Origin of the sequence: Bacteroides cellulosilyticus DSM 14838, from assembly GCF_000158035.1 — a bacterium.
Taxonomy (GTDB): Bacteria; Bacteroidota; Bacteroidia; order Bacteroidales; family Bacteroidaceae; genus Bacteroides; species Bacteroides cellulosilyticus.
On the sequence record NZ_EQ973488.1, the window covers coordinates 259,310 to 268,370 of the forward strand.

Annotated in this window: 6 protein-coding genes; 4 read left to right on the top strand and 2 right to left on the bottom strand. The window is 41.9% G+C overall.

The features are described from left to right. The coding region (locus tag BACCELL_RS02485; protein ID WP_007209938.1) for a VapE domain-containing protein at nt 1-896 on the top strand (896 nt) is incomplete at its 5' end. A gap of 131 nt (nt 897-1,027) precedes the next feature. Here BACCELL_RS02485 and BACCELL_RS02490 read toward each other — a convergent pair. Beyond that, on the bottom strand, nt 1,028-1,264 hold the full coding sequence (locus BACCELL_RS02490) for a DUF4248 domain-containing protein (protein WP_007216226.1): 237 nt from the start codon (nt 1,262-1,264) through the stop codon (nt 1,028-1,030). Between the two features lie 311 nt (nt 1,265-1,575). Here BACCELL_RS02490 and BACCELL_RS02495 point away from each other — a divergent pair, with 311 nt between their 5' ends. The 3 genes from BACCELL_RS02495 to BACCELL_RS02500 all read left to right on the top strand — a co-directional run bounded on the left by BACCELL_RS02495 (nt 1,576) and on the right by BACCELL_RS02500 (nt 5,586). Further along, nucleotides 1,576-2,082, top strand: coding sequence for an HU family DNA-binding protein (locus BACCELL_RS02495; protein ID WP_007209941.1), 507 nt, complete (start codon nt 1,576-1,578; stop codon nt 2,080-2,082). Nucleotides 2,083-2,110: 28 nt separating this feature from the next. Further along, nucleotides 2,111-2,206: a smalltalk protein gene (locus tag BACCELL_RS26430; protein ID WP_007216224.1), complete on the top strand. Its 96-nt coding sequence runs from the start codon at nt 2,111-2,113 to the stop codon at nt 2,204-2,206. Between the two features lie 269 nt (nt 2,207-2,475). After that, on the top strand, nt 2,476-5,586 hold the full coding sequence (locus BACCELL_RS02500) for a hybrid sensor histidine kinase/response regulator (RefSeq protein ID WP_044153186.1): 3,111 nt from the start codon (nt 2,476-2,478) through the stop codon (nt 5,584-5,586). A 133-nt stretch (nt 5,587-5,719) separates the two neighbouring features. Here the strand turns inward: BACCELL_RS02500 and BACCELL_RS02505 are convergent. After that, nucleotides 5,720-9,061, bottom strand: a 3,342-nt coding sequence (locus BACCELL_RS02505; protein WP_007209943.1) for a response regulator, incomplete at its 5' end; no start/stop codon positions are given.

Below are 9,061 nucleotides of genomic sequence, written 5' to 3' on the forward strand. Positions count from 1 at the left end.
ACGGAGTGACCGATTACATCGGACAGCTGGCAGAAACCGTACAGACCGAAGACCAGGAGTTCTGGAAGAAAAGTTTCAGAAAGTGGTTCGTGGGTATGCTGGCGTGCGCATTGCAGGACGAGGCGGTGAACCATCTCGTCATCATACTCTACTCAGAGCAGGGAAAGGGAAAGAGCACATGGATACGAAGACTGTTGCCACCTGAGTGGAGGGAATATTACCGGAACGGAATGGCCAATCCGGAAAACAAGGACCACCAGCTGATGCTAAGCACGCACCTCATCATCAATATGGAAGAGTTTGACGGAGCCAGAATCAGTGACCTGGCAGGACTCAAAAGAACCATCACGCAGGAGAGCGTCACAGAACGAAAAGTATACGACATGCAGACACTATCCTTCATACGACGAGCGTCCTTCATTGCCAGCACCAACAACCGGCTGTGCCTGCAGGATATAGGAGGAAACAGACGATTTCTGCCCTCTTCTGTCATTTCGATGGATTACAGAACACCCGTCAATTACGAAGGGATATATGCGCAGGCATACGCGTTGCTGAACGGGGGATATCAATACTGGTACGAAGGGGAAGAGATAGACGAACTGAACCGGCACAACGAAATGCACCGCATGAAAGATCCGGTGGAGGAGAATCTGCTGGTATATTTCCGGAAACCGGAACCCGAAGACACCTGCGTGAAGTGGATGCCCGCAGCAGCCATACTCAGCAAGATTGCCATTTACGGAAAGATACAGGTGAACAGGCAGGCGATACAGACATTGGTACTGTCGCTGGAGAAATACAGATTCCGCACGAGAAGGAACGCACAGGGAAGCACCGAATATGAAGTGGTGGACTTGCAGAATGATGAGGTAAACAAGGGATTCGGGAAGTGAGTTATCATATAACGAAACGGGTGATAAGAATATATGTAATACAGCATTACATCATATCTTATCACCCGTTACATATATTGGCATTTTATTTACAAAAAATACAAATCTTTCATTTGCCGGATTCAAACTATCTAAGGCTCACCGAGATACTTGAATATAAGTTTCACTTCAAGGGGCAGATAAGAATGGCGGTTCTTGTTATAACCCGCTTCCTTCAGTTCCGCCATCAGTTGCCTGTTAGCATAAATCCACCGGCGAAGAAGTTGTAGAGCGGTAGTAATACATACACCGGGATTGTAAAGCATGGCAAGGTCGGCTTTGGTATAAGCGCGGACAGGGACTTTTTCATCTAAGTTTTCTTCTTTCATAAGTTTGTTTTTTAGTGATTTACATGGTATAAAGGTACTCATTTACAGCGACAACAGAAAGGAATAAAGAAGGTATTACTTCTCATTTAGATTCTCTTTTTTTCATACAAACTCAAATAGCTTCAAGCGGAAAGTGGAAGGGAAAAGAACGGGGTATATTTGCAATGTCCAAAGGGGAAAAGAGCGAAAATCTTCCGGCAAGCCCATGATGGCAGAGCAAATTAAGAAAAGCATGAGAAGAGGATTCGGACAGCTTTCCCAAAAGGATCATTAAATAACCTTGTTTTTTAACTTTAAAAAAATGATTGATTATGGGAGTACCATTCAAAAAGATTCCGCGGAGAGATCCGCGAAAGGAGGATGCGGTGGCAAAGTTTTATCCGCAACTGGTAACGTTAGGGGACAATGCCGACCTGGAAGACGTGGCGTACGTGATGAAGGAGAAAAGTTCACTCACCTTGGGAGATATCAAAAGTGTAATCACCAACTTTGTAGAGGCGCTGATTGACAAGCTGTATGGCGGACAATCGGTGAACATCAAGGATTTCGGGGTGTTCAGCCTGTCAGCGCGGACCGTCGGAGTGGAGAAAAAGGAGGATTGCACGGCTAAGAACATTAAGGCCGTGAAAATCAATTTCCGACCATCAACCACCATCAGACCGGATGTGACGGCAACACGTGCCGGACAGAAAATTGACTTCTACGATTTGGAGGCATTGGTAAACAAGGACGGAAGTTCGTCAGGTGGCAACTCTTCCGGTGACCAGGGAGGATCCGGTAGCGGCGAGGGAGGACTGGATGAAAATCCGCTGGGTTAAAATATCACTAATCATTTAATCAAAGAATATGAAAAAGTCAATCTGGGATAAAATTCTCAAAATAGTGATTGCGGTAGCTTCGGCTATAGTAGGGGCACTGAGTGCCAATGCCATGAATGTGTAAAGGGGTAAGATAAATCTCCCTCAAAAATGAATAAGGCTGTTTCTGATGAAGCAGCCTTATTTTCTACAAAATAAAACTGACCTATCAAAAGCTCAGAATGGTTAGTATAATTTTGCATGATAAAACCACAACTCACAACAATAACAGAACGAAATAGTTAATCTTTATTAATGTAAAGTTAAAAAGCAATTATAAGAAACCTTACTTTTGTATTTTTGTATTAATATCTAATATTAATTCAATATAAAAGAATACTTAATAATCTGGTTATGAGACTTTTTTTATCTTGGAAACATATAATCAGCCTCTGCTTTGTCTTACTACACTTAAGTTTATCCATTGCCCATGCAACCGTAGTCCCCAAACAACATCGACTACTTATTATTAACTCTTATAATGAAGGAGCCCCATGGAGTCAAACGCTTATAACCCCTATTATGCTCCAAACTTCTTCAATAGAAGATGTTAGTGCCGATTTAGTACATATAAATGGTACATTTATCCGAAATGACTCATTGTACAACCAAATGGAAGAAGGAATCTTCCAGCGTTATGAAAAGAATAAGCCGGATTATCTGGTGCTCATAGGCAGTATAGCTTTTACTTTAAGAGATCGCATTCAGAAAGAATGGGGAGATATTCCAATGATATTGATTGCCAATGAAGATACCTATGCCCCCCGGGAATATTACTTCACAGGACGCTCTATAAATATGGCGGATAATAAAGTAGCACCTCTGAATGACATCAGAGAACAATATAACTTCACCTTTATTGAAACCCCGGATATGTATAAAGAAACCATTGACATGATGATACGGATGTTGCCTCAAATGAAGAGAATTATATTTGCGGCAGACGAGCTTTATCAGAATCAACGACTGGACCGACTCATACACTCGTACATCGCATCAGAATATCCGAATATCGAATACGAACGCCTGGTAGGTAAAGAAGAAAACAGCAAGCAACTACAAGAATATTTATTGACAGATGATCCGACCACAAGCATCTTATTTTCTACCTGGTTCTATGAACGTAAAAACCTGTTTGGATCGCCTACACTCATCAGCGGTGATTTTCAGCTAGTGGCATCTTCACCTCAGCCGGTATTTGCGTTAAGAGGAGCGTATATCAATAAGGCAGGATTCATTGGCGGATACTTCTATGACCAAGCAGAACTAGAGAAATCATTAGCTGACATTATCGGGCAAATGCTCCAGGGAAAAAAGCTACGTGACATCCCATTCGTATATAGTAAAAAGTCATACCCGCTCGTCAACTATGCACAACTGAAATTGGATGGCCTTGATGCAGACCTTTGTCCGTCAAATACAATATTCCTGAATAAACCGCTCACATTCTGGCAAAAATATAGATGGTGGATTATCAGCGGAACAATCCTGCTTCTTTCACTTGTGGTCATCGCATTTATAATATACTTGTTTCAGCGAAAGAAAATAGCCTTGTTCAGTGCCCATAATACACTTGTGTGCAATATGCCGATATCGTATACCCAGGCAAAAGTAGCTTTCGATGAAAAGGGAGAGGCAATAGATATAAAGTACCAAGCCGGCAATAGCTTGTTCAATAATTTGTTTACAGCAAATGAGGAGAATGATATGAATAAGAATTCGCTTTCACAGATTGACTGTCTGCCCCGATTTATAAAAATGGTATTCAAAGAAAAACAAGCGATTACCTTCACCCACTATTTTAAGCCGACTCACACCTTCTATGAATTCATTATCTGCCAGTCGTCCGAAAAGCATACCATAGATATCTTCGGAGTTGACATCACAGCACGTAACGAAGCGGAAAACGCATTGCGGGAAATCAATAAGAAACTGGAAATGACCTTGAGCGTGGCTCGAATCATTCCTTGGCGCTGGAACCTGAAAAGCGATATGATTACTTGCGAATCAGAACAAATACTGGCCCACATGAATTTCACTAAAGAAAAAGGGTCCACTCCCCAGGCGCACATTATAAAGGCCTCCGAATACTTTCAGAAAATGCACCCGGAAGATGTGGAACGTATGCAACAGATACACAAGAATCTTGCATCCGGAAAATTACAACATGCCAAAGAAGAGTTTCGCATCATTACTGAAGTGGAAGGACGAAAATTTACAGATTGGCTTGAAACGAATGCGGTAGTAGATCAATACGATGAGCAGGGCAATCCGATATCATTGGTAGGTTCGCTACTATTAATTACAGAACGTAAGAGACAAGAGAAGGCACTGGTAACAGCTAGAGAAAAAGCTCTGGAATCCGAACGGCTAAAGTCTGCATTCCTGGCTAATATGAGCCACGAAATACGCACACCATTGAATGCCATCATAGGTTTCTCCAGCCTGCTGACCACCACTGAGGATGAACATGAACGGGAAGAGTTCATCAGTATCATAGAGAATAACAACCAGCTTCTCCTACAACTTATCAGCGACATTCTGGATCTGTCGAAAATAGAGGCAAATACTCTTGATTTCAATTACCAGAACGTTGACTTGAACGGACTGGCAAGAGATGTAGAAAGAACAGTACGACGCAGACTACAACCGAATGTTGTCCTGAATTTTATTCCCGGAGTTACCGAGTGCCATGTACAAACCGAACGTAACCGACTTTCACAAGTACTTATCAACTTGCTTGTCAATGCCAGCAAGTTTACCTCGACAGGCAGTATCACATTTGGTTATGAAATCCGTGGAGAAGAACTCTATTTTTATGTAAAAGATACAGGCCGGGGTATCTCACAGGAGGATCAGAATAAAATATTCGAGCGTTTCACCAAAGTGGATACTTTCACCCAAGGAACAGGACTGGGCCTTTCCATCTGCAAAAACATTATCGAAAAGATGAAAGGAAGAATCGGAGTTGAATCTGAGGGTAAAGACAAAGGAAGCACATTCTGGTTCACAATACCGTATAAACCGGAAATTGCTACACAACATAATAAGCGGCACGAAGCTGTTAATCCTACCACAACAGTACCCCAGCAAAAGCCTGTCATCCTAATAGCAGAAGACAATGAAAACAACTACCTGTTATTCGATTCTATTCTTAATAAAGAGTACAATCTGATACATGCCTGGAATGGTGAAGAAGCCATAGAATTATATCAAAAATTTCAGCCACATGTCATCATCATGGATATCAATATGCCCAAAATGGATGGCTATGAAGCAGCGAGAGAGATACGGAAATTCTCAAAAACAATACCCATCATCGCAGTTACGGCATATTCCTTCTCTTCTGACAAAGAAAAGGTTCTGGAGAACGGATTCAACGGCTATGTACCTAAACCGGTCGACGTGCACATCTTGAAAGAAAAACTCCATAGTACAATCAAACAAAACATTGCAGCAATATAAGAGAATGTGCCAAAACAGAATAAAAGAACGCAAATTACATGAATTACGCAAACAACAAGTCAGATAAGTTCTGATTATCAGAAGGATAAAAAAAGAATCATTTGTGTAATTCATGTAATTTGCATTCTAAACTTCATTTTGACACACTCCCATCATTATCTTGCTTTAAATCTGAATTTTCTTTTTCTGCCGTCCCTTTTCCCCTATACTCGCTCGGACTGACCCCGAAATGCTTCCGGAATACCTCTCTGAAATATTTTGCATCGCAGAACCCGGTCATATCCGCTATTTCCGTAATAGAGTGTTCGCCTTCTTTCAACATTCGGGCAGCATACTGCATACGGATGAGACGTACATAATCTGCCGGAGAACAATCAGTCAATGCTTTCACTTTATTATAGAAACTACTGCGGCTCATGTGGTGAAGCGAACAAAGCATATCTACCGTAAAATCCGGATCGGCCATGTTCTTCTCCACATTTTCCCTGACGGAAGCTATGAATTTCCAGTCAAGTGTATCCCGACACCCTTTCGGCCATTTTTCAGTTTCGAAGTCCGAACTGCCATACTTCTTATGCAATAAGATCCGATTGGTAATCAAACGGTTGATACTCGCCTTCAATATGCTGATGCTGAAAGGTTTCGCCATGTAATCATCCGCACCTATCTTCAGTCCTTCCAGCATGTTTTTCTCATCACCCAATGCAGTCAACAGAAGCACCGGAATATGAGATGTTTCAATATTACCCTTAATGGCGGCACACAATTCATCTCCCGACATTTCCGGCATCATAATATCTGACAACACAAGATCCGGCTTAAACTCGGATAGGATTTCAAGAGCCTCCTTTCCGTTGTGACAGGACTGCACCAGATAATCCTCACCAAGTGTATTCACCAGATAAATACGCAAATCGTCATTATCCTCCACGATGAGGATACGTCGGGAAGAAGCATCACTCTGCTTGGGCTCAACGGCAGAAAGTGCCGGAGTAACAACTTCCGGCATGCTGATAGATCGCTCCGGAGTTGCAGATATGATACTGGCTTTACGAAAATGTTTGTTCCCCTTAGGAAAAATGATTCTTACCAGTGTACCTTGTTCCGCCGTACTCTCTATAGTTATTTTTCCACCATGTAAACGCACCAGCCTATGCACCAATGCCAGGCCGATTCCACTACCGCTAACCCTCAAGTTGACGGCATTGCTACCTCGAAAATAGGTATGAAAAAGTCCTTTCTGTTCATTGCGGGGAATACCGATTCCGGTATCTTTCACCTCAATGCCCCAACCATCCTCATATTCTGATGCACTGACATATATGTTCCCATTTTCCGGTGTATATTTCATGGCGTTCGACAGGATATTCTTCATGATAGAATCCATCTTATCCCTGTCAAACCACACGTTCAGGTATTGAAAATTACTTTCGTAAGTCAACCTGATATGCTTGATGTTTGCATACGCATGGAATGTGTCACAAATGCCTGACACATACGTACCTAATTCATATTCGGCAATATACATATGTGACGAATAGGTATTGATACGTTCAAAATTAATAAGATTTGTTATAAGCCGTAAAAGAACATCCACATTTCTCAGAGCCATGCTCACATGTCCCTTACCTTCCTCATTCACCATATCTTTGTTCCGTAGTTCTTCCAACGGGGCCTTTATCAGAGTCAGAGGTGTACGGATGTCGTGAGCTGTATTTATAAAAAAGCGTGTCTTTTCTTCCGAAATCCTCTTCTGTTTCCTCAGTGTAATGATGCGGAACAGAATCACACACACCAGAACAGCTAACATAATATAACCGGCTATAGCCCACGGAGTAGCCCACAACGGAGGAGATATGATAATCAACATACTGCGCTGTTCATAACTCTTATACTTTTCTTCGTTAGATACGGAACGTACATGAAGCATATATTTACCCGAAGGAATATTGGTGAAACGCATCAGGCCGTTGGAAGAAGGTGTAGTCCATTCATCATAAAAGCCTTCCAATCTCCAGGAGTATAAAATATTAGAAGGATAGTCATAATTAATGGAGGAAGCCCTCAGTGAGAAAGTATTCTGTTCATATTTAAGTTTCAAAACTTTCGTATCGTTAATATCCGTTTCCAAGGGCGATCCTTCATCACCAGGATATACAGGCTGATAGGATATATTCAAATCACTAAGCAACATCGGAGAAAAAGTTGGGACCGGTATGTGCATATCCGAAGGAAAGCCAATGACCCCATCATTACTTCCCAAGACAAAACGACCGCTACTATGCAAAATACCGGCACCGGGATTGAAACAGACACTCATAAGCCCCTGTTCACGCGTCCAGTTATTAAATGACATTCTACGAGGTGAAAAATGAACAATTCCATTTTCCGTACTAAGCAATAAATCCCCGTCCGGTTTAGGAAGAATTGTATAGATATTGTTGGATATAAGGGCACAATTATCTGTATAATACTGAGCGAAGGCCTCTTCTTCGGGATTATAAAGCACCAGCCCGGAACCACTGGTACCTATATACAACACACCATCGTCTCCCTGATACAAGGCATGGATATGCATAGATTCCACAGGCATATCGATGCTGCGATATTTTCCGGAAAATTTGTCTAGCAAATATAGTCCTGCCGAAGTGCCAATCCACATCGAAGAATCGTCTTTTTCGCGAATGCAAGTAATAGAATTCAAGCCGGAATACAGGCGGGATTTGCCACTTTTAAGATCAAAACATTTCAGATTGTAAAAACCGCCTGACCAGATATTACCTTCCGAATCTTTCCTTATGTCACGAATGTACTGATCGGGACGCAGGTCTAAATGAAAGAAAAGAGAAGAAGCAATATAGTCAACCGTAAGGGCACGTTTATCTATCTGGTAAAGACCGGAGGTAAAACCACCTGCCAGAATAATTCCGGGCGAGATTTCACAAAGCGTCAGGAATATATGATTCTTATCTTCCAGTTCATGATCAAAAGTGCTGAAAAAGGAATGCCATTCCCCCGTAGCGGAACTATATAGACTTATGCCATTGCTGGTACCGAACCAAAGGTCACCCTCACTATCTTCAATGACATCATGCACCTGGTTATTGACAAGTGACTGGCGGTTTCCAACCGAATGACGAGTCCAGCGGTAACCGCTGTAACGATTGTCGCGGATGGTTATTCCACTGGGATAATTAGCAATCCAGATGCGACCCTCATGGTCTACATGCACATCGTTTATATTGTTGCCATTCATTCCATTATGGATATTATAATCTGCTACAATATAAGGAACTGCATAACATGTATCAATATTCATACGATAGATTCCTTTCCCGTCAGTAGCTATCAGAATTTCCCTTTCCCCAAAGGGTATAATACGTTTGATATTCACGTCACTAAGGGTTTCATCCGACCGATTTTCCTGAGAAGTATCAAGATCACAAATCCACACTCCCTGCTTAAAAGTACCGAC